Genomic DNA, 21,870 nt, shown 5'->3' on the forward strand with positions numbered 1-21,870 from the left:
TCCCTGTATTGGCCGGATTTCAATGAATACAAGGTTTTCACACCATATTGGTGCACGGGGGTAAAGAAAATCGGAAATCTGCCGATGGTCCATGAACAGAGAAAATCCCCTGCCTGCAAAGGCCTGGGGCCGCCATTCAGTCAAGACAAGACCGAAGGAAGACGATCAATCCATGACCAGCATTTCATCCACCGGCGCCAGCTTTGCCGCCAGCGCAGCGGGCATGCGGCCCACGGTGTCCGTGAGGTCGTCAGCGACCACGGCAGCTGCTGCACCCGCCGACCCGGGCACGCAGGTCACGCTGGGCCAGTCCCCAGGGTCCAGCGTCATCTATGCCAAACCGCAGCCCGTGGAACTGGGGCAGTTCAGGCTGACCCGGGCCTGGGCCTCGCAAGACAGGGACGACATCAGCACCCTGATGGCGCGCAACCTGGGCCTGGGCCCGTCGGCCAGCCTGGCCGACCGCTGGCGCGGCCTGGGCGGCGCCCTGCTGTCGCGCTTTGCGGCCACGCCGTCGGACTACCAACAGACGGTTGCGGAGTACCAGGCGCCCACGGCGGCCGACTCCGTCGCAGGCAGCGCGGATGCGCAGGCCCTGGACAAGTCCGCACTGAGCGATGTGTCCGTGGGCGCTGCCACCGTGAGCCTGAAGATCCGCACGCAATCGGGCCAGACCGTGGAGCTGCGGATTGCCACGAACGACGGCAGCGAAGCGGGCAGCAGCAGCGGGCTGCGGGTCGAGGTCAAGAGTTCCGGCACCTTGAGCCAAGCCGAGAGCGCGGCCATTGCCCAACTGGCCGACGGGCTGGACGAAGCGCTGGAAGGCCTGGGAAAGCCGGGCAAGCCCCAGCTGGAACTGGGCAAGCTGATGGACTTCGACCGCAGCGTGCTGTCCGGCCTGGACCTGGACATCAAGAACCCCAAGCCTTCGCAGCCCCTGTCCTCGTTCAGCCTGCATGTGGGCGCCGATGGCCGATCGGTGGCGATGAAGGGCGCGGCGGGCGAGCTGGCCGTCAACCTGGAGTCCGATGCCCCCGTGGGCGCCAGCGCTTCACAGCGCCAGTCCGCGCTGGACCAGCATCTGAAGCGCTTTGATGCCGCCGCGCAGCGCGGCCGTGCGGATGCGGCGCTGGTGGACATGTTCAAGAGTGCCTTCAGTCAGCTGCACAACGCGCAGGCGCCGGCCGCGCCGGGCGCGATCGTCGCGCTCTCCGGGCTGGAGCGTTCCGTGCAGTCCCTGCAAAGCGGCCTGGCCGATTTCCAGGCCAGCTTCAGCGGTGACTTCGAGAACACCAACGAATTCGGCGCCGTGACCGAAATCGGCCGCGCCGAGTACCAGGTGGGCCAGAAGACCACCCGGCAGTCCCGCGGCAGGGAGGGCGAGTCGATCGCCCAGGTGGTGACCGAGTCCCTGAACGCCGAATCCAAAAAGGCGCGCAACCGCAGCATGCTGGATTTGCAGTCGGGCAACTATGACCTGACCAAGGTGCAGGACAGCCGCACCATCACCACGCTGATCGAGACAGCCGGCAAGCAGGTCACCGGCGCGCTGCGCAAGACGCAAGAGCGCCAGATGCAGACGTGGGACCAGCTGGTGGAGCACCGCACCCAGCAGCACCGCGAAACGCCCGGTGGGCGCAGCTTCACTGAGCAACTCGCGCTGAGGTAGTCGCGGCGCGGGCCGGGCCGCGTGTCGTCGTTGTGTCACAAAACTTCCGTATAAGAAGTTTTTTTGAACAGAACATGACAACGGCCCGCGCGTTCATGACCGAATTTCATCTTGCCGTCATCCAGGGCGGAGCCTCTCAATGAACGCCCGCCGTGCTTTGGCGGCGGGGCTGGCGGCGCTGCTGCTGGCGGCCGTGGGCGGCGGCATCTGGTACTCGCGCACGGCCCTGGTGCAGGACCGTCAGGCGCAGCTGACGCAGCAGCAGTCCGTGACGGCACGCGGCCTGATCGGCTCCGAGAAGGAAGCCTTCTTCCAGGACGAGCGCGTGCGCGACGTGCTGGCGCGCCACGGCGTGACGGTGACGGTGCAAAAGGCCGGCTCGCGCAGCATTGCCAACAGCTACGACCCCAAGCAGTACGACTTCGGCTTTCCCTCGGGGGCGCCGGCTGCGGCCCAGCTCAAGGCGGCGGCCAGGGCCGGCACGGTCTACACGCCGTTCTACACGCCCATCGTGTTCGCCAGCTGGCGGCCCATTGCCGAGATCCTGATCGCCAACGGCGTTGCGCAAAAGCAGGGCGAATTCTTTTACGTGACCGATCTTCCCGCCCTGCTGGCCATGGCCGGCAAGGGCACGCGCTGGCGTGACCTGAAGGCCTCCGGCGCCTTTGCCACCGGCAAGGCCGTGCTGCCCGCCAGCACCGATGTGCGCAGCTCCAACAGCGCGGCCATGTACCTGGCGCTGGCCAGCTATGTGCTCAACGGCCAGCAGGTGGTGCAAAGCCCGGCCGACCTGGAGCGCGTGATGCCGCAGGTGGCGCCGCTGTTTTTGCGCCAGGGCTTCCAGGAAAGCTCGTCGGCCGGCCCCTTCGAGGACTACCTGGCCCTGGGCATGGGCAAGGCGCCGCTGCTGGTGGCCTATGAATCGCAACTGGTGGAGTTCCTGCTGCGCCACCCGCAGCGCAGGAGCGGCGAGATGGTGATGCTCTACCCGCAGCCCACGCTGTATTCCAAGCATGTGCTCGTGCCCTACACGCCTGCGGGCGATCGCGTGGGCCAGCTGCTCGAATCCGATCCGCAGCTGCGCGCATTGGCGCAGGAATACGGCTTTCGCACCGGCGGCGACACGCACGGGCCCGAGCGCTGGGCCGGGCAGGGCGTGCAGGCGCCCGCGCAGCTGGTGGAGGTGATCGATCCGCCCAGCCAGGAGTGGCTGGAGCGAATGATCGTGGACATGGAGCAGCGCTTCAAATGACTCAAGGACCCAGGAGCAACCGATGAGCAACACCCCCCAGGCCACCACTGCCGCCGTGCCTGCACAGGAGCAGGATTTCGTGCTGGAGCCGCCCGCGCCCGCCCTGCCCGTGCCCATCGAGTCGGCCAGCGGCAAGGTCCGCCTCAAGGCCGAGGAAGTGCAGCAGCTGGACGCGCAGGTGGCGCAGTTCATCGACGACATCACCGCCAACGACAGCCAGTCGCCCGCCTTCAAGGGCGCGGTCGAGCGCATCCACGGCATGGGCAACAAGGAGGTGCAGGCCGCTGCCGCCGTCTCCAACCGCATGCTGGAGCGCCCCGTCAAGACGCTGAGCAACGGCCTGTTCGACCAGGGCAGCCAGATCGGCCAGGGCCTGATCGACCTGCGCCGCCAGGTGGAGGCGCTGGACCCCTCGCGCCAGGACGACCTGTTCAAGCCGCGCAAGCTGCTGGGCCTGATCCCCATGGGCAACAGGCTGGTGGACTACTTCGACAAGTTCCAGTCCAGCCAGAGCCACCTGAACGCCATCATCGACAGCCTCAAGCGCGGCAAGGACGAGCTGCTGCGCGACAACGCCGCCATCGAGCAGGAAAAGGCCAACCTGTGGGGACTGATGGAGCGGCTGGAGAAATACATCCACATCGGCAAGAAGCTGGACGCGGCGCTGGAGGCCAAGGCCGCACAGCTGGACGCCAGCGACCCGGAAAAGGCCCGCGTGGTGCGCGAGGACATGCTGTTCTACGCACGCCAGAAGGTCACCGACCTGCTCACCCAGATGGCGGTGAACGTGCAGGGCTACCTGGCGCTGGACCTGGTGCGCAAGAACAACCTCGAACTGGCCAAGGGCGTGGACCGCGCGACCACCACCACGGTCTCCGCCCTGCGCACGGCCGTCATCGTGGCGCAGGCGCTGGCCAACCAGAAGCTGGTGCTGGACCAGATCACGGCGCTGAACACCACCACGGGCAACCTGATCGCCGGCACCAGCGAGCTGCTGCGCGAGCAAAGCGGCAAGATCCACGAGCAGGCGGCCGGCAGCACCATCGACATCGCCAGGCTGCAGCAGGCCTTCGGCAACATCTACCAGACCATGGACGCCATGGCCGACTTCAAGGTCAAGGCCCTGGCCTCCATGCAGACCACGGTGGACACGCTGTCGCAGGAGGTCGACAAGTCCCGCGCCTATCTGGAAAAGAGCCGCCGCGAGGACGTGCGCGAGGCGCTGCAGGCGCCTGCCGGCGAGGTGGTGCTGTGAGCATGTTCCGGCGCCTGGCGGCCTGGTGGCTGCTGGGCCTTGCGCTGGCCCTGGCCGGCTGCGGCAAGTCGCCCGAACCCGCGCCGCAGGCCGCCGCCAAGTCCGATCCGTCCGCCGCTCCCCAGGGTGCATTCACCGTGCTGGCCGGCTCCGAGCTCAAGGACGTGGCGCCCGCGCTGGAGCAGGCCGCCACGGCGGCGGGCGTGCCGCTCAAGCTCAGCTATGCGGGCACGCTGGAGATGGTCGAGCGCATCAATGCGGGCGAGCAGTACGACGCCATCCTGCCGCCCAATGGCGCCTATCCCGCGCTGGCGCTGGCGAACAAGCCGCTGGCGCGCGAAAAGCTTTTCTACTCGCGCGTGGCCCTGGGCGTGAAGGCCCCCGTGCTGCAAAAGCTGGGCTGGGACAAGGCACCGCCCACCTGGGCCGACATCGCACGCGCTGCCGTCCAGGGCCGGCTGCGCTACGGCATGACCAATCCGGCCAGCTCCAACACCGGCATGAGCGCGCTGTTCGCCGTGGCCTCGGCCGTGGCCGGCAAGACCGAGGACCTGGACGCCAGGGAGGTCAACGCCAAGGTGCTCAAGGATTTTCTGTCGGGCCAGAAGCTCACGGCAGGCAGCTCCGGCTGGCTGGCCGAGGCCTTCGAGCGCGAGCCCGGCGCCGTCGATGCGCTGGTCAACTACGAGGCCGTGATCCTGCGCCTGAACGAGAAGCTGCCCGCCGCCGACCGGCTCACCCTGGTCTACCCGCGCGACGGCGTGATCTCGGCCGACTATCCGCTGATGCTGCTCAACGCTGCGCGGCGCGCAGACTATGACCGGCTGGTCGCCCAGTTCAAGGCCCCCGCCTTCCAGGGCCAGCCGCTGCGCCAGGCCCAGCTGCGCCCCGCCAGCCCCGAGGCGCAGGCCAGCCCGGCGCTGCCCACGGCGCCCGTGGTGGAGTTGAGCTTTCCGAACCGGCTGGAGGTGATCGATGCCGTGCTCTCGGCCTACCAGAGCGATCTGCGCCGCCCGGCCACCAGCATCTTCGTGCTGGACGTGAGCGGCTCCATGAAGGGTGCGCGGCTGGCGCAGATGAAGGAGGCGCTCAAGCTGCTGTCCGGCGCCGAGGCCTCGGCCGCCAGCCAGCGCTACGCCGCCTTCCAGGCGCGCGAGCGCGTGCTGCTGATTCCGTTCTCGGGCCTGGTCGGCCAGCCCGCGCGCGTGCAGTTCGCGGCGGGCGACCTGCAGGCCGCAAGCGCCCAGGTGCTGGCCTATGCCGACAGCCTGGTGGCCGATGGCGGCACGGCCATCTACGACGCGCTCACGCTGGCGCAGCAGCAGGCACGCCAGGAACTGCGGGCCGATCCCGAGCGCTTCGTCAGCATCGTGCTGCTGACCGATGGCGCCAACACGGCCGGCCGCGACTGGGCCGCATTCGAGCGCGAGCAGCGCATGGCGCGCGACGGCGGCGCGCCGCTGGTGCGCGTTTTTCCCATCATCTTTGGCGAGGCGCAGTCCGGCGAAATGCAGGCCCTGGCCGCGCTGACGGGCGGGCGCGCCTTCGATGCGCGCAACACCGGCAAGAGCGGACTGCCGCTGGTGTTCAAGGAAATCCGGGGCTACCAGTGACAGCGCCGCCAGCGATCGGACCCGCCTGATGCGCCGCCTGCAGCTTTTCTTCTACGGCAACGGCAACCTCGCCGGCCTGGCGCTGGCCCTGCTGGGGCCGGTGCTGCTGTTTGCGGGCGTGATCGGCGCCGGCTGGGGCTGGATCACGCTGGGCCTGTACGTCGCGGGCCTGCTGCTGGGCTGGGCCCTGCAGCCCGCGGGCGCCAGCTTCGAGCGGGCGCTGCAGCAGCACTGGAGCGCCGAGGACATCCGCGAACGCATCGACGAGCTGGTGCAAAAGGCCCGTCCGATGCTCACGCCCGAGATGCAAAAGCACCTGGACAGCGTGCGCGGCTCGGTGCACGAGGTGCTGCCCTCGCTGGCCGACGCCGGCCCGGTCTTCAACGACGGCCTGTTCACCGTGCGCGAGACGGTGCTGCAGTACCTGCCCGCCACGCTGTCGCACTATGCGGCGCTGCCGCCGCTGTTCCGTGTCACCCAGCCCGTGCAGGACGGCAAGACGGCCAGGCAGCTGCTGACCGAGCAGCTGGCGCTGCTGGCCGGGCAGATGCAGCAGGTGGTGGCCCATGTGGCGGCCAGCGATGCGCAGGCGCTGCTGGCCAACGGGCGCTTTTTGAAGCAGAAGTTCGACCAGCCGGATTTCCTGAAGTGAGGCGCCCGCAGGGTCGTCCCGCCACGCTGCGCGGACCCTGTGTTAGCATGCTTCGCCATGCAGCCTGCTGCATTCCCGTCTTCCAGACACCTGAACTCTCGATCCAAGACAGCCATGAACGGTACGCCCGTTTCGATCATCGTTGCACAGTGGTGGCGCTTCCAATAAGGAAGCGGCACGTCGTTGCGGTTGCGTACCGCGCCTTGCCGCCGTGACGGCAGCAAGGCTCACCCAGCAGATGGCTCCCCGGCACGGCGGCTCCCAGAACCCAGGAGATTGCCCAGATGCCCTCAGATTCCCCCTTCCAGACCCAGGCAGCATTGCGCGCATTCCCGCGCCAGCCTTCGCTGCGGCATGCCCGCGCCACCCGTTTTTCCCTTTGAGACCCAGGAGCCGGTATGACCAGACTGCTGATGATCGACAACTACGACAGCTTCACCTACAACATCGTCCAGTACTTCGGCGAGCTGGGTGCCGATGTCACCGTGGTGCGCAATGACGAGGCCACGCTGGACGAGGTGATCGCCCTGGTCGAGCGCGAGAAGATCGACCGCCTGGTGATCTCGCCCGGCCCCTGCTCGCCGGCCGAGGCCGGCATTTCCGTGGCGGCCATCCAGCACTTCGCGGGCCGCCTGCCCATCCTGGGCGTGTGCCTGGGCCACCAGAGCATTGGCGCGGCCTTCGGCGGCGACATCGTGCGCGCGGGCCAGCAGATGCATGGCAAGACCAGCGTCATCACCACCGACCGCAAGGGCGTGTTCGCCGACCTGCCCGAGCAGTTCACGGTCAACCGCTACCACTCGCTGGCCATTGCGCGCTCCAGCCTGCCCGAATGCCTGGAGATCACGGCCACCAGCGAGGACGGCGAGATCCAGGGCGTGCGCCACACCAGCCTGGCCATCGAGGGCGTGCAATTTCACCCCGAGAGCATCCTCACCGAGCATGGCCACGCCATGCTCAAGAATTTCCTGGAACAGAAGGCCTGAGCAGGCCGGCACCCAACCGAGACACCGCAATGACCCAGATCACCCCCCAGGAAGCGCTGCAGCGCACCATCGAGCACCGCGAAATCTTCCACGACGAGATGCTGCACCTGATGCGCCTGATCATGCGCGGCGAGCTGTCGCCCGTGATGACGGCCGCCATCGTCACCGGCCTGCGCGTGAAGAAGGAGACCATCGGCGAGATCACGGCCGCGGCCGAGGTCATGCGCGAGTTCTCCAACAAGGTCCATGTGGAGGACAAGCGCCACCTGGTGGACATCGTGGGCACGGGCGGCGACGGCGCCAACACCTTCAACATCTCCACCTGCTCCATCTTCGTGATCGCGGCGGCGGGCGGAAAGGTCAGCAAGCACGGCGGGCGCAGCGTCAGCAGCAAGAGCGGCAGCGCCGACGCCATGGAGGCGCTGGGCGTCAACATCCAGCTCAGCCCCGAGCAGATCGCGCGCAGCATCGCCGACGTGGGCATCGGCTTCATGTTCGCGCCCAACCACCACCCGGCCATGAAGAACGTGGCGCCCGTGCGCAAGGAGCTGGGCGTGCGCACCATCTTCAACATCCTGGGTCCGCTGACCAATCCGGCCAGCGCGCCCAACATCCTCATGGGCGTGTTCCACGAGGACCTGGTCGGCATCCAGGTGCGCGCGCTGCAGCGCCTGGGCGCCGAGCACGCCATCGTGGTCTATGGCCGCGACGGCCTGGACGAGATCAGTCTGGGCGCGGGCACCCTGGTGGGCGAGCTCAAGGACGGCGTGGTGCGCGAGTACGAGATCCATCCCGAGGACTTCGGCCTGCGCATGGTGGGCACGCGCGCCTTCAAGGTGGACAATCCCGAGGAATCCAAGGCCATGCTGCTGGGCGTGCTCCATGGCGAAAAGAGTGCCGCGCGCGACATCGTCTGCCTGAACGCGGGTGCCGCCCTGTATGCGGCCAACGTGGCCTCCAGCATCGAGGACGGCATGGCCCGCGCCCAGGCGGCGCTGGACAGCGGCGCGGCCCTGGCCAAGCTCAACGAACTCGTGGCCTACACGGCCCGGCTGACGGCCTGAGCCGCGCAGCTCCCATCGACCACCGAATACAAGAAACCAAGGAAAGCAACGTGTCCGACATCCTCAAGCAAATCTGCGACGTGAAAGTGCAGGAAGTGGCCGCCGCCCAGAAGCGCATGCCCTTCGCGGACATGCGCCGTGACGCCGAAAGCCGCGTGCTCACGCGCGACTTCGTGGGCGCGCTGCGCGCCAAGATCGCCGCCGGCCAGGCCGGCGTGATCGCCGAGATCAAGAAGGCCAGCCCCAGCAAGGGCGTGATCCGCGAGGACTTCATCCCCGCCGACATCGCGCAAAGCTATGCCGATGGCGACGGCAAGGGCGTCAGCGCCGCCTGCCTCTCGGTGCTGACCGACAAGCAGTTCTTCCAGGGCAGCGTGGACTATCTCAAGCAGGCGCGCGCCAGCTGCCACCTGCCCGTGCTGCGCAAGGACTTCATGGTCGATCCCTACCAGATCTACGAATCGCGGGCCATGGGCGCCGACTGCGTGCTGCTGATCGCCGCCTGCCTGGACGACGCGCAGATGGCCGAGATGGAACAGATCGCCCACAGCCTGGACATGGCCGTGCTGGTCGAGGTCCACGACGGCGCCGAACTGGACCGCGCCCTGCGCCTCAAGACGCCGCTGGTGGGCATCAACAACCGCAACCTGCGCAGCTTCGAGGTCAGCATCCAGACCACGCTGGACCTGCAAAAGAACGTGCCCGCCGACCGTCTGCTGGTCACCGAGTCGGGCATCGGCAGCCGCGAGGACGTCAAGGCCATGCGCGATGCCGGCATCCACAGCTTCCTGGTGGGCGAGGCCTTCATGCGCGCCAAGGAGCCGGGAGAGGCGCTGGCCAAGCTGTTTGCCTGAAGCCGAGACCGGATCGGTCCCTCGGTGGTGCGCCACCGAAGCAGCCCGCCGCAGCCATGCGTGCGGGCTTTTTTTGTGCAAATAGTGTTTCTAAAAGTTTTTCGTTTGCATGATAATTATTGACAATGCGCATGAAATGCCGATCCGGCAACATGGCCGCAGCCCATCGCCTACGGAGACTTCGATGTCGTTCATGCCCCGTGCCCCTTTCCTGTCCAGCCGCGGCTGGGCTGCCCTCATCGTTTGCGCATCGGCCACGCTGGCATCGTCCGGCGCCTGGGCACAGGCCACGCGCACCTGGGTCTCGGGCGTGGGCGATGACGTCAACCCCTGCAGCCGCACGGCTCCCTGCAAGACGTTTGCGGGGGCCATCGCCAGGACGGCCGCCAACGGCGAGATCAACGTGCTGGATCCTGCGGGCGTCGGTGGAGTCACCATCACCAAGTCCATGCAGGTGGACGGCACAGGCGTGCTTGCCGGCGTGCTGGTCTCCGGTAGCGCGGGCATCACCATCAACGCGGGTGTTTCTGACACCGTGGTGCTGCGGGATCTGGACATCGTCGGCAACGGCACAGGAACGTTCGGCGTCAGAATCTTCCAGGCAGGCAAAGTGGTGCTGGACAACGTCAGGATCCAGGGCTTCACGCAGGCGGCGGTCAAGGTCGAGACGAGCGCTACTTCTGTGTCTGTTCTGGTGCAACGCTCGCAATTGCTGGGCAATGCAGTGCCAGCACAGGGCGAGCCGGAACGCGCCGCCATCAGTGTCCAGAGCACGACCGCCCAGGTCTACCTGTCCAACACCACGGTGTTCGGCAATGACAAGGCGTTCAACGCTGTGGCAGGCGGGAAGATCACCTCGTTCAACAACAACCGGGTCATGGGCAACACCCAGGACAGCGCGCCCACCGACACCGTCTACGAACGCTGATCGGCGCAAGGCAGCATCATGCACAGCGTAAAAGGCGTTGCCCGCAAGTCCTGTCTGGGGCTTGCGGTGTTTGCGGCCCTGGGCCCGGCGCAGGCCGCCGAACTGCTGGCCAACGGCAGTTTCGAGCAGAACTCCGGTCCGGGTTCCCTGGTTTTCACGGGCTGGCAATCCGTGTCCCAGGCCGGCTCCAAGGGCGGCTTCGCCGCCCAGCAAGGCACCAGGGGCGCCATCACGCCCGTGGCCGTGCCTGCACCTCCCGACGGGGCGTTTGCCCTCATGAGCGACCAGCCCGGCCCCGGCAGCCATGTGCTCTACCAGGACGTCGCCATTCCGGCGGGCAGCCCGGCCACGCTGAGCGCCCGCATCCATGTCCAGAATGCGGCCAAGGTCGCTGCGGCGCCGGCCACGCTTGACTACACGGTGGCTGCGCCCAACCAGCAGGTGCGCATCGACGTCATGAACCCTGCCGCCGCGCCCGACAGCCTGGGCGCCGGTGTGCTGGCCAATGTCTTCCAGTGGCCGCCGGCCACGGCGCCCGGTCCTTCGGACAGCGGCAGCGGCTACCAGTCGCTGCAGTTCGACCTGTCGGCCTACGCGGGCCAGACCGTGCGGATGCGCATTGCCGAGGTGGACAACCGGCAAAGCCTGTTCTTCGGCGTGGATGCGATGAGCGTCTGGTCCGGCAGCGTTCCGGGCGCACTTCAGCCACCTGCCGATACGGGCTTTTTCGCGCAGGGCACGGCCGTGCAGCTGACCTTCGATCCGGTGGCCTCCATCCCCGGCCAGACGGTCACGGGCTATGTGGCGCAATGTGTCCCGCAAGGTGGCGGCGCGGTGCTGATGGGCACGTCCAGCACTCCGACGGTGGCGGTCAACGGCCTGACACCCGGCGTGGCCTACAACTGCAGCGTGGCGGCACAGTCCAGCAGCGGTGCGGGGCCCGCCTCGCAGCCCCTGACGGTCAACGCCCCTGTCGCTGGCGCCACCACCATCTCGACCCTGCAAGGCGGCAGCGCGACGCTGACCGTCAGCAATCCGGCCAGCGGCTGCAGCCTGCAATCGGCATCGCTGGTGCGTGCGCAAAGCCTGCCCACGGCGCCGCCCCAGGGTGCGGCGGCCTATCCGCTGGGTGTGCTGGACCTGCGCTCGTCGGGCTGCAACTCAGGCGCGACGCTGAAGCTCAGCGTCACCATGCCGCAGGCCCTGCCTTCGGGGGCCCAGTACTGGAAGTACGGTCCCACGGCGGCCAACCCGGCACCGCACTGGTATGCCTTCAACGATGGCTTCAAGGTGACCTCGGCCAATACCTACACCCTGGAAGTCCAGGACGGTGGCCTGGGCGATGATGACCTGCAGGCCAATGGCGTGGTGGTCGATCCGGGCGGTCTGATGGTGATGGCGGCGACCTCTCCTGCCGCCATTCCCGTGTGGAACCTCGCGGGTCTGGCGGCCACATCGGCCTCGGTGCTGCTGGCCATGGCGGCAATGCGCCGGCGCCGCCGGACGCGCTGATGCGCTGACGTGCATGTCGCACACGCCGGGCGGCTGTGCGACTGCGGGTATCCTCAGGACATCAATGCACCGGCCGCGCGCCGGTGCATTCCCGTTTCTTTCGTACCTTCGAGGAACCACCATCGCGCGCCATGCGTGCGCTGGTGCCCCATCCGCCATGGCCCTTCAAGACGACGCAATCGCCCCGGCGCAAGCCGACCAACTCCAATCCGCCGATCCCGCCGACTGGCCCGTTGCGCCCGACTGGCAGCCCCTGGTCGAGGACTTCTTCGCGGGTGCCACGGGCCAGCAGCTGCTGACCTTTCTGCACCAGCGCCTGGAAGCCGGCGCGGTGATCTTTCCGCCCCAGCCGCTGCGCGCGCTGGAGCTGACCCCGCCCGAGGAAGTGCGCGTGGTCATCCTGGGGCAGGACCCCTACCACGGCCGGGGGCAGGCCGAAGGCCTGTCGTTCTCGGTGGCGCCGGGCGTGCGCATGCCGCCCTCGCTGCAGAACATCTTCAAGGAGATGCAGCGTGACCTGGGCGTGCCCTTTCCGCCGTTCCCCAACCCGGGCGGCAGCCTGGTCAAGTGGGCCAGGAACGGCGTGCTGCTGCTCAACACCTGTCTCACGGTGGAAGAAGGCCAGGCGGCCAGCCACTCGGGCAAGGGCTGGGAGCTGCTGACCGATGCGGTGATCCGGCACATCGCCCAGGGCGCGCGCCCCGTGGTCTTCATGCTCTGGGGCAGCCATGCTCAGTCCAAGCGCGCCTTCATTCCGGCCGACCGGGGCCATCTGGTGCTGACCAGCAACCATCCCTCGCCGCTGTCGGCGCTGCGCCCGCCCGTGCCCTTCATCGGCAACGGGCACTTCGGCAAGGCGCGCGACTTCCGCGCCCAGCACGGTTACTGAGCGGCCCGCTCGGGGCGTGGCTCCACCATGGGGAACACGCTGTCGAAGCGGTCCAGCATGGACATGAGCGCCGTCACCTTGGAGGCGTCGCCCTCGATGCGCAGCTGGCCGCTCTTGATGGCCTCGGCCATCGTGGTCTCCTGGCCTGCAATGGCGTCCAGCGTGGCGCGCGTCAGGCGCAGGCTGGCATGGGCGGCGGGCGCAAGGCCCGGGCTCTGGGTGAGGGCGCTGTTCTCCAGGTTCAGGCTGCGCTGCTCGCCGGTGTCGGTGAAGGTCCAGTTGAGCACGATGCGCTGGCCTGCGGCCTTGCCCGCGTCCAGCCGCACGCCCAGGTAGTCGAAGAACATCTCCAGCGGCAGGCTGCGCACCAGGTCGCGCGCGGTGCTGCCGGGCCTGGGCAGCTGGGGCACGCCCTGGCGCAGTTCCGCCGCGCCCTGCAGGAAGGCGTTGCGGGCCGTGGCCGACTCCATCTGGTAGCCCAGCTGTTCATAGGCATTGGCCGCCAGGCGGCGCGCGGCCTGGTTGGCCGGGTCGGCAAAGACCAGCTGCGAGGCGATCTGCGCCACCCAGCGGTATTCGCCGCGTTCGTAGTCGGCCTGCGCACGGCGCAGCACGGCGTCGGCGCCCCCCATGTATTCCACGGTCTTGCGCGCGGCGGGCACGGGCGGCAGCGCCTCCAATTGCGCCGGATTGCCTTCGTAGTAGCCCAGGTAGTGCTGGTAGATGGCGCGGATGTTGTGGCGCAGGTGGCCGTAGAAGGCATGCGTTGCGCCGTCGCGGGCCAGGGATTCGGGCATCTTCAGCATCTCGGCGATCTCCGAGCCCACGTAGCCGTGGTTCATGAGGCGCACGGTCTGGTCGTGCAGGTATTTGTAGGTGTCGCGCTGGCCGGCCAGCAGGTGCTGCAGCCGGGGCTGGCCCCAGACCGGCCAGTGGTGCTGGGCAATCAGGATCTCGGCCTTGCCGCCATAGGCGTGCAGGGCGTCGTTCAGGTGGCGGGACCAGCCCAGCGCGTCACGCACCTGGGCGCCGCGCAGCGGCAGCAGGTTGTGCTGGGTGTGCACGGCGATCTCGGCCATGTTCAGCACCTTGAGCTGGGGGTAGTACATGATCATCTCGGCCGGCGCCTCGGCCCCGGGCGTGAGCGCGAACTCGATGTCCACGCCGTCGATGCGCAGGGTCTCGCGCGGCTTGTCGATCACGCGCGTGGGCGCGATCAGCCCCATGGTGCCGGGCGCACCCGCCTTGCCCAGCCCTGCGTCCACCTGTCCCCTGGCATCGCGCGGCAGCAGCATGCCGAACTGGTAGAGCGCGCGCCGGCCCATGGCGTGGCCGGCGATCACGTTCTCGCCCACGGCCTCGGCCATGAAGCCCGCCGGGGCGATGACCTGCACGCGGCCTGCATCCACCTCTTCCTGGCGCACCACGCCGCGCACGCCGCCGAAATGGTCCACATGGCTGTGCGAGTAGACGACGGCCACCACGGGCTTGCGCGGGCGGTGCTGGAAGTACAGGTCCATGGCGGCCTGGGCGGTCTCGGTGTACATCAGCGGATCGACCACGATCAGGCCGGTCTCGCCCTCGATGATGCTCATGTTCGACAGGTCCAGGCCGCGCACCTGGTAGAGCCCGTCCGTCACCTGGAACAGGCCGCTGACGCGGTTGCGCTGGGCCTGGCGCCACAGCGCGGGGTGCACGGTGTCGGGCGCCTGGTCCTGCTCCAGGAAGGCATAGGACTGCATGCTCCAGATGGGACGGCCCTGGGCATTGCGCACGACCAGGGTGTCGGCCGGTGCGATCAGGCCGCGCCGGGCGTCCTCCATGGCCTGCGCATCGTCCAGCGGCTGCTGCACCAAGGCCGCCTGCTGGGCCGCGCGCGTGGCGGCGCTGGCCGGCTGGGGCCTGGCCATGTCGGAGACGGGCAGGCTGCCGTGGGCGCAGGCGCCCAGCAAAGCGGCTGTGGCCAGGCTGGCCAGCAGGCGGGAAGGGCGCGCCAGCGCGCGGGGCAGGGGGTGTGAGGCTTGCATGGAAAGGTCTCCTGGCATGTTCGATGTCAGCGGCGAAAATACGCAGGCCCGCCGGCTGTGTCTGTCAGCCACCCGACATCCCTTTCCATGCAAGCTTCCCTCGCCTCTTCCTACCTGCCCACGCTGCGCGCCGGTCGCTGGTTCAGCGCACTGGCGCCGCAGTTTGCCGATTTGCTGCTGGCGCTGGCGCAGCCGCGCAGCCTGGAGACGGGCGAAGCCCTGTTCCTGCGCGGCGATGCGCTGGAGGGCGGGCTGTTCGCCGTGGTCCGGGGCAGCATCGGTTTCTCCGGTGTGGGTGGCCAGAGCGAGCAGGCGCGCGAGGCGCTGCTCACGCGCATGGGACCGGCCACCTGGTTTGGCGAGATCGCGCTGTTCGACGGTTCGCCGCGCACCCACGATGCCCACGCCATGGAGCCCAGCGTGGTGCTGCAGGTGCCGCGCCAGCCGCTGCTGGACTGGCTGCAGCAGCACCCCGCGCACTGGCATGACCTGGGCGTGCTGATGTCGGGGCGCATGCGCGCGGCCTTTGCGGCGCTGGAGGACCTGGCCCTGCTGCCCGCACCCCAGCGCCTGGCGCGCCGCCTGGTGGCCATGGCGCGCGGCTACGGCGAGCGGCTGGACGATGTGCCGGCCCGGCCGCGCCTGGATATCACGCAGGAGCAGCTGGCGCGCATGCTGTCGATCTCGCGCCAGACCACCAACGTGCTGCTGCAGGGCCTGCAGGCGCGCGGCCTCATCCGGGTGCAGCGCGGCGAGATCGAGATCCTGCAGTGGCAGGCGCTGTGCGCCGAGCGGTTCTGAGCGGCGCAGCCAGTCAAGGGCTGTTGTTCAGACCACCAGCGCATTCTCCACGTCCTGCACCTTGCGGCGCGCCAGCGCGAGATTGGCCTTGGTCTTGTCGAGCACCAGGTACAGGAACAGGCCCTCGTGGTGGGTGGAGGGGCGCAGGATGTGGTACTGCTTGCTCAGCGTGATGAGGATGTCCTCGATGGTGTCTTCCAGGCCCAGCGAGCGCATGGTTTTGAGTTTGGCGCGCACCAGTTCGGTGTTGCCGGCGGCAGCCAGCTCCAGGTCCACGCCCGAGCCTTCCTGCCCCAGGATCATGCCGCTGTTGTAGTCCACCAGTGCAGCGCACATGGCGCCGTCGCAGCGCATCAGTTCATCCATGGTTTGCTTGATATTGGCCATTGTTTTCCTAACTCCCTTGTGTTGCGAAAATGTTCTGCACCTTCGCGGTGCCTTCTTGCCGGATGCATATGAGCAGCCCTTGCCTGCCTTTGCCATCACGCTTGTTCCAGCGTCCGCACGGCCTCGCGCGAGACATAGAGAACCTGGCCCAGAACGGCCTCGCGCGAGGCCACCACGCTGATGACCAGCGTCAGGCCCGGGCGCTGTGCCTGCAGCATGACGATGAAGCCCTCGGCCGCCTCGACCACCACGTTGGCGCAATGCCCGAGCTGGTTCTCCTCGCCGGCGATCATGCCCAGCGCCGCCATCGAGCTGGCCATGGCCGACAGCCGCGCCGTGCTGCCCTGGCCTTGCGCACGGGCGGCCACCTCGAAGCCGTCCTCGGTGCTGACCACGCAGCCACGCACGCCGTGCAACCTGCTCATCAGCGACTGCACCGCCGCCTGGGCTGCAGCCGTCAAGGCAGCGTCATTCTTCATGGGACTTCTCCTGGGCAAGGGCTTCAATCTGCAGCAGCAACAGCTCGATCAGGGCCACCACCTGCTGGGGGTTGCGCACATCGGCCGGCACCACGGGGCACAGCAGGCCGCGCGATTGCAGGTGCACGGCAAAGCTGTCCAGATCAGGCGCTGTGTACTCCTGCATGCGGCATACCGCCACCACGCATGCCGTGCTGCGCAAGACATCGGACAGGCCCTGGACATAGATATCCAGGTCGGCCAGCGGATCGGAGCGGCTGTTGTCGATCAGCAAGATCACGCCCAGCGCGCCGCGCGAGAGGATGCGCCACATGAAGTCAAAGCGCTCCTGCCCGGGCGTGCCGTAGAGGTACAGCTTCTCGCCGTTGTCCAGGGTCAGCTCGCCATAGTCCATGCCGGCCGTCGTCAGCGCCTTGTCCAGGGTGTCATCGGTGTTGCGCACGTCGGTGCTCACGGGGGCGATCTCGCTGACGCAGCGGATGGCCGTGGTCTTGCCTGCGCCTGGAGGGCCGGAAATCAGGATCTTGAGTTCGCTCATGGGCGCGCTCCTGCAAACCGGGCCAGGCGAAGGCGTATGCGTTCGAGCACGCCCCTGTCCGGCGCAGGGTTGCCGGGGGGCGGTGCGGCGGGCGGGCGGGCCGAGGCCCAGCGCAGCAGGCCGGCGGCGTCCAGCTCGTTCAGAAAACCGGCACAGATCTCGGGCGGCAGGCCCGAGCGCTGGCACAGGGTCTGCATCGTCGTGGGCTGGCCTGTCAGCAAGGTGGCCAGGCGGATATGGTGGGATCTCGTCAGCAGTTGCGGCGACGGCCAGCGCCGCAGCTGCAGCAGCATCAGCTGATGCTGCGTGTGCAGGCCGCTGGCGTGTGCCTTGGCGCTGGCCGGTTTGCCGTGCACCGACAGGATGCGTGCGCCCATGGTGTTGAGGCATTCCTCCAGCGCATCGGAGCGCAGGGGCATGCTCAGATGGCCGCCCGCAGGAAAGGCCCCCTTGGGCTGCCCGCCCACGCGCAGCGTCAACGCGGGCGGGGCGGCAGGCGCTTCGGCCAGTTCGCCATGCGCCACCGTCATGTCCGCCTGGGATTCGCGCCACGTCCAGCGGTGCCGTGTGCGGTGATTCACCATCAGCACATAGGAGCGGAACAGCTTGGCGTCGCGGTCCGACAGGCCATGCAGCATGAAGGTCAGTTCGGTTCGCTCATCCATGCTGTGCCTCCCGCTGCAATTGCCGCTTGCGCCCCCCGGTCTGGTTCGTGTACATGCCTTGCCTCTTGTTTGCAGGTCCGGCGATGGCCGGGTTGTCCGTGTATTCATTCAGGAGCGGGAGTCCAGGGGTTCCGTAAAGGAAGCCCGGCGACAGAGATGCGAATGATAGGAACGGCGCCGGCGGCTGGCTGTCCGGTCGCGCAGGAGAATCCGAATCGGCTGAGTCAGAATCAGAGTAGTCCTATCCGATTCATGCCCGATCCGCTCCCGTCTTCGGTGGACCGATCAGGGCGATGGATGAATCACGGGTCTGCAGGGCAGTAAAAACCGGAGCTTTCCGAGTTTTGCCCCTCCGCCCATGTTCGGACTGTGGTCTCTTTTCTGGCCGGCCCTGTTTCCGTGGTGTCTGGCGGGCGCTGCCCGCGATGCCCTCCGGCTACCAGGGACCGGGCAACCGCAGCTGCAGCATTTCCAGGAAGGACTGCGCCGCATGCGGCAGCGTGCGGCCGGCCAGGGTCTGCACCTCGATGTCGCGCAGGTCCATGCCCCGGTCGCTGAGCGCCACGGCCACCAGTGCGCCTGTGGCCACCATGTGGCGCGCGGCGATCTCGCTGGCCACGGCCACGGCGGCGCCCTGGGCTGCAAAGTTCAGCAGGGTCTTGCCGTGGTTGCTCTCCATCACGGGCATCAGCATCAGGCCCTGGCGGCTGCAGGCCGCGTCCAGCAACTGGCGCACGGCAGTATCGGCCGGTGTGAGTGCCAGGGGGTGGCGTACCAATTGGGCCAGCGACAGGCGGCGGGCCTGGGCCAAGGCATGGCCGGGTGCGACCAGGGCCACCAGGGGCGCCGCCACGCGGCAGGCCACGGCAATGCCTTTTTCAGGCGCGCGGCTGAAGCACAGGCCGATGTCGGCCGTGCCGCTGCGCACGGCCTCTGGCACGGCAGGCGTGGGCAGCACCATCACCTCGAAGACGATGCCGGCATGCGCGCGCTGGAACGCTGCGCACAGGCGCGGCAGGAACTCGTTGGCAAAGGCGTCGGAGCTTGCGATGCGCACGCGGCCGCTGCGCAGCCCCTGCAGGGCCTCGATCTCGCCCAGCGCGCGCTCGGCGTCCAGGCCGGCGCGGCGCACATGGTCGGCCAGGATCTCCCCGGCCGCATTGAGCACCATGCCGCGCGGGTGGCGTTCGAACAGCGGCGTGCCCAGCAGCGACTCCAGCGCCGCGATCTGGCGGCTGATGGCCGAGGCCGCCACATGCAGCCGCGCCGAGGCCTCGGTCAGCGATCCGCATTGCGCCACTTCGTGGAAGTAGCGCAGCGCGGTGTCCTGCAAAAGAAGGTGGCGGGCGTCGGGCATGTCGCCCCGATTGTCATCAATTTGCCGCAGAGGCAACGCAGGTTTGCAAATTTGCTGATGGCGGCAAAGGGGCGAGGGTTCTACGATGGCCTGTTGCAGCGTTGCTGGGGAGCAGCGGCTGCAGCCGTCCAACCCCTGTCCAGGAGTGTGCCCATGAAGGCATTGCCCAGCGTTTTACTTCCACGCCGCGCCATCGTGGCTGCAGCCTGTGCCCTGGCTGGCGCCATCGCCCTGCCCGCCGTGGCACAGGGCCAGGCGTCCTGGCCCTCGCACCCGGTGCGCCTGGTCGTGCCCTTTCCGGCCAGCGGCGCCACCGACCTCGTGGCGCGCGTGGTGGCGCAGCGCATGTCCCAGGACCTGGGCCAGCAGCTGGTCATCGACAACCGCCCCGGCGCGGGCGGCACCATCGGCACGGGCGAGGCCGCCAAGGCCTCGCCGGACGGTTACACGCTGCTGTTCACCACCAGCAGCACGCATGCCATCTCGCCGCATCTGATGACCCGTCTGGCCTACAAGGCCGACAAGGATTTCACGCCCATTGCCGAGATCGGCGGCGCGGCCAGCATCCTGCTGGTCACGCCCTCGCTGCCCGTGCGCAACGTGCAGGAGCTGATCGCCTATGCCAAGGCCCATCCGGGCGCCCTCAACTACGCCAGCAGCGGCAACGGCACCATCGTCCACCTGAACGCGGCGGCCTTCGCGGCGCGCGCGGGCCTGCAGCTGACCCATGTGCCCTACAAGGGCACGGCCCAGTCCATCACCGACCTGGCCGCTGGCCAGGTGCACCTGCTGTTCGACTCCATTCCCACCGGCATGCCCCATGTGGCCAGCGGCCGCCTGCGCGCCCTGGCCGTGACCGGCGACAAGCGCAGCGCGCTGGCGCCCGACCTGCCCACGGTGGCCGAGTCCGGCCTGCCTGGCTATTCTTCGGTCACCTGGTTCGGCGTCTATGGCCCGGCCGGCATGAAGCCCGAGCTGGTGGCGCGGATCAATCAGGCCTTCAACAAGGCCATCCAGAATCCCGAGGTGGTGGCCAGCCTGGCCAAGCAGGGCGTGGAGGCCGCATCGCCCCGCACGCCCGCGCAGTTCGCTGCCATGGTGCAGGCCGACAGCGCGCGCTGGGCGCAGGTCATCAAAGACAACAAAATCACATTGGATTGAGTGAAGCACCCCCTGAGCGGCTTTGCCGCTTCCCCCTCTCCTGCGGGAGGGGGACGACGCCCTTGCTGCGGGGCGGCCCTTGCTTGGCGTCCCTGAGCTGGGCCGTGCCTGCGGTTCCTCAAGCTATCGGTGGCGCGTTGGCGCTATGGAAATTGATATGACAAGCACTGTTACGGACTGGACACTTCCCTACGCCTCGCACCGCTCTTCGGTACTGGGCCGCAACATGGTCTCCACCTCGCAGCCGCTGGCCGCGCAGGCCGGCCTGTCCATGCTGCTGGCCGGCGGCAATGCCGTGGATGCGGCCATTGCCACGGCCATGGCGCTGACCGTGGTCGAGCCCACGGGCTGCGGCCTGGGCAGCGATGCCTTCTGCATCCTGTGGGATGGCAAGGAGCTGCACGGCCTCAATGCCTCGGGCCGCTCGCCCGAAGCCTGGACGCCCGAGTACTTCGCCGCGCTGGGCGGCATCCCCGAGAAGGGCTGGAACGCCGTCACCGTGCCCGGCGCCGTCTCGGCCTGGGTGGAGCTGTCGCGCCGCTTCGGCAAGCTGCCGTTCGAGCAACTGGCCCAGCCCGCCATCCGCTATGCGCGCGACGGCTTTGCGGTCTCGCCCACCATTGCCACGCTGTGGGCGCTGGGCGGCGCCAAGCTCGGCGACCAGCCCGGTTTTGCCGAATGCTTCCTGCCCGATGGCAAGGCCCCCAAGGCGGGCGAGGTCTTCCGCAGCGAAGCCCATGCGCGCACGCTGGAGGAGATCGCCGCCACCAAGGGCGAATCCTTCTACCGTGGCGCACTGGCGCGCTCGATGGCCGAGCACGCCAAGGCCTGCGGCGGCGCCATGACCGAGGCCGACCTGGCCGCCCACCAGGCCGACTGGGTCGGCACGGTGTCGCAGACCTTTGGCGATTCGGTGATCCACGAGATCCCGCCCAACGGCCAGGGCATTGCCGCGCTGATGGCGCTGGGCATGCTGGACGCACTGGGCGTGGGCGCCGAGCCGCTGGACGGCGTGGAGTCCGTGCACCTGCAGGTCGAGGCCATGAAGCTGGCCCTGGCCGACCTGCACGAATACAACGCCGACGGCGACCACATGCGCGTCGAATCCGCCCATCTGCTGGACGCCGGCTACCTGCGCGAACGCGCGGCGCTCATTGACCGCGAGCGCGCCAGCGCGCCCACCTACGGCGCACCGCGCCCCGGCGGCACCGTCTACCTGGCGGCGGCCGATGCCAGCGGCATGATGGTCTCGTTCATCCAGTCCAACTACATGGGCTTCGGTTCGGGCGTGGTTGTGCCGGGCACCGGCATCAGCCTGCAAAACCGTGGCCACGGCTTCACCACGCAAGCCGGCCATGCCAACGAGGTCGCGCCGCGCAAGCGCCCCTCGCACACCATCATCCCGGCCTTTGCGATGAACGCCGACGGCACGCCCCAGATGGCCTTCGGCGTGATGGGCGGCCCCATGCAGAGCCAGGGCCACCTGCAGATGGCCCTGCGCGTGCTGCGCTACGGCCAGAACCCCCAGGCCGCCGCCGACGCACCGCGCTGGCGCGTGACGGGCGGCAAGGGCGTGGCTGTGGAGCCGGCCTTCGACGCCGAGGTCGTCGCCGCCCTGCGCGCACGCGGCCACGAAGTCACGATCGAGGAAGGCCATGGCGTCTTCGCCTTCGGCGGCGCGCAACTGGTTCTGCGCGACGGCGACCACTACATCGGCGGATCGGACCCGCGCAAGGACGGGGGCGTGGTGGCGTTCTGAGCGGGGGCTGTGTCCGGCAGCC

At 68.4% G+C, this 21,870-nt stretch carries 20 protein-coding genes; 14 read left to right on the forward strand and 6 right to left on the reverse strand.

The window, feature by feature from the left end:
* The first annotated feature begins 172 nt into the window (after positions 1-172).
* The 11 genes from IAE24_RS06795 to IAE24_RS06845 all read left to right on the forward strand — a co-directional run bounded on the left by IAE24_RS06795 (position 173) and on the right by IAE24_RS06845 (position 12,674).
* On the forward strand, positions 173-1,669 hold the full coding sequence (locus IAE24_RS06795) for a hypothetical protein (protein WP_199960445.1): 1,497 nt from the start codon (positions 173-175) through the stop codon (positions 1,667-1,669).
* 139 nt (positions 1,670-1,808) lie between these two features.
* Positions 1,809-2,921 (forward strand): hypothetical protein, encoded by a 1,113-nt coding sequence (locus IAE24_RS06800; RefSeq protein WP_199960444.1) that lies wholly within the window; start codon positions 1,809-1,811, stop codon positions 2,919-2,921.
* A gap of 22 nt (positions 2,922-2,943) precedes the next feature.
* A complete protein-coding gene (locus IAE24_RS06805; protein ID WP_199960443.1) occupies positions 2,944-4,176 on the forward strand; it encodes a toxic anion resistance protein in 1,233 nt (410 codons plus the stop codon).
* A gap of 2 nt (positions 4,177-4,178) precedes the next feature.
* Complete coding sequence (locus IAE24_RS06810; protein ID WP_199960490.1) at positions 4,179-5,789, forward strand: vWA domain-containing protein; 1,611 nt, start codon at positions 4,179-4,181, stop codon at positions 5,787-5,789.
* A 28-nt stretch (positions 5,790-5,817) separates the two neighbouring features.
* Positions 5,818-6,441: a hypothetical protein gene (locus IAE24_RS06815; RefSeq protein WP_065347114.1), complete on the forward strand. Its 624-nt coding sequence runs from the start codon at positions 5,818-5,820 to the stop codon at positions 6,439-6,441.
* A 398-nt stretch (positions 6,442-6,839) separates the two neighbouring features.
* Positions 6,840-7,427, forward strand: a complete 588-nt coding sequence (locus tag IAE24_RS06820) for an anthranilate synthase component II (RefSeq protein ID WP_012202700.1) — start codon at positions 6,840-6,842, stop codon at positions 7,425-7,427.
* Between the two features lie 29 nt (positions 7,428-7,456).
* Complete coding sequence (gene trpD, locus IAE24_RS06825) at positions 7,457-8,491, forward strand: anthranilate phosphoribosyltransferase (RefSeq protein ID WP_013804671.1); 1,035 nt, start codon at positions 7,457-7,459, stop codon at positions 8,489-8,491.
* A gap of 50 nt (positions 8,492-8,541) precedes the next feature.
* The gene (trpC, locus tag IAE24_RS06830; RefSeq protein WP_012202702.1) at positions 8,542-9,345 is read left to right on the forward strand and encodes an indole-3-glycerol phosphate synthase TrpC; all 804 of its coding nucleotides are present in this window, start codon (positions 8,542-8,544) and stop codon (positions 9,343-9,345) included.
* Between the two features lie 184 nt (positions 9,346-9,529).
* The gene (locus IAE24_RS06835; protein WP_052155277.1) at positions 9,530-10,273 is read left to right on the forward strand and encodes a right-handed parallel beta-helix repeat-containing protein; all 744 of its coding nucleotides are present in this window, start codon (positions 9,530-9,532) and stop codon (positions 10,271-10,273) included.
* Between the two features lie 18 nt (positions 10,274-10,291).
* Positions 10,292-11,785, forward strand: coding sequence for a fibronectin type III domain-containing protein (locus tag IAE24_RS06840; protein WP_199960442.1), 1,494 nt, complete (start codon positions 10,292-10,294; stop codon positions 11,783-11,785).
* 157 nt (positions 11,786-11,942) lie between these two features.
* Positions 11,943-12,674, forward strand: a complete 732-nt coding sequence (locus IAE24_RS06845) for a uracil-DNA glycosylase (protein WP_043780562.1) — start codon at positions 11,943-11,945, stop codon at positions 12,672-12,674.
* On the opposite strand, the gene IAE24_RS06850 is transcribed toward IAE24_RS06845, so the two are convergent.
* Complete coding sequence (locus IAE24_RS06850; protein WP_199960441.1) at positions 12,668-14,701, reverse strand: alkyl/aryl-sulfatase; 2,034 nt, start codon at positions 14,699-14,701, stop codon at positions 12,668-12,670. The genes IAE24_RS06845 and IAE24_RS06850 overlap by 7 nt on opposite strands.
* Positions 14,702-14,788: 87 nt before the next feature.
* On the opposite strand from IAE24_RS06850, the gene IAE24_RS06855 reads away from it, so the two are divergent.
* Positions 14,789-15,502: a Crp/Fnr family transcriptional regulator gene (locus IAE24_RS06855; RefSeq protein ID WP_012202707.1), complete on the forward strand. Its 714-nt coding sequence runs from the start codon at positions 14,789-14,791 to the stop codon at positions 15,500-15,502.
* A gap of 27 nt (positions 15,503-15,529) precedes the next feature.
* Here the strand turns inward: IAE24_RS06855 and IAE24_RS06860 are convergent, their stop codons facing one another.
* The 5 genes from IAE24_RS06860 to IAE24_RS06880 form a co-directional block, all read right to left on the reverse strand.
* Positions 15,530-15,889, reverse strand: coding sequence for a hypothetical protein (locus IAE24_RS06860; protein ID WP_043820161.1), 360 nt, complete (start codon positions 15,887-15,889; stop codon positions 15,530-15,532).
* 95 nt (positions 15,890-15,984) lie between these two features.
* Complete coding sequence (locus IAE24_RS06865) at positions 15,985-16,368, reverse strand: roadblock/LC7 domain-containing protein (RefSeq protein ID WP_199960440.1); 384 nt, start codon at positions 16,366-16,368, stop codon at positions 15,985-15,987.
* Positions 16,358-16,906 (reverse strand): GTP-binding protein, encoded by a 549-nt coding sequence (locus tag IAE24_RS06870; protein WP_043820163.1) that lies wholly within the window; start codon positions 16,904-16,906, stop codon positions 16,358-16,360. The genes IAE24_RS06865 and IAE24_RS06870 overlap by 11 nt, the downstream gene beginning before the upstream one ends.
* On the reverse strand, positions 16,903-17,571 hold the full coding sequence (locus tag IAE24_RS06875) for a hypothetical protein (RefSeq protein ID WP_099734940.1): 669 nt from the start codon (positions 17,569-17,571) through the stop codon (positions 16,903-16,905). The genes IAE24_RS06870 and IAE24_RS06875 overlap by 4 nt, the downstream gene beginning before the upstream one ends.
* Positions 17,572-18,007: 436 nt before the next feature.
* Entirely contained in the window at positions 18,008-18,928 is a 921-nt protein-coding gene (locus IAE24_RS06880; protein ID WP_198820613.1) for a LysR family transcriptional regulator, read from the reverse strand.
* A 153-nt stretch (positions 18,929-19,081) separates the two neighbouring features.
* Here IAE24_RS06880 and IAE24_RS06885 point away from each other — a divergent pair, with 153 nt between their 5' ends.
* Both IAE24_RS06885 and IAE24_RS06890 read left to right on the forward strand, forming a co-directional pair.
* Positions 19,082-20,089, forward strand: a complete 1,008-nt coding sequence (locus IAE24_RS06885; protein WP_043825478.1) for a Bug family tripartite tricarboxylate transporter substrate binding protein — start codon at positions 19,082-19,084, stop codon at positions 20,087-20,089.
* A gap of 157 nt (positions 20,090-20,246) precedes the next feature.
* Complete coding sequence (locus tag IAE24_RS06890; protein ID WP_063328043.1) at positions 20,247-21,848, forward strand: gamma-glutamyltransferase family protein; 1,602 nt, start codon at positions 20,247-20,249, stop codon at positions 21,846-21,848.
* Positions 21,849-21,870 lie beyond the last annotated feature (22 nt).

The sequence above is a fragment of the Delftia sp. S65 genome, assembly GCF_016516495.1.
Classification (GTDB): Bacteria; Pseudomonadota; Gammaproteobacteria; order Burkholderiales; family Burkholderiaceae_C; genus Comamonas; species Comamonas acidovorans.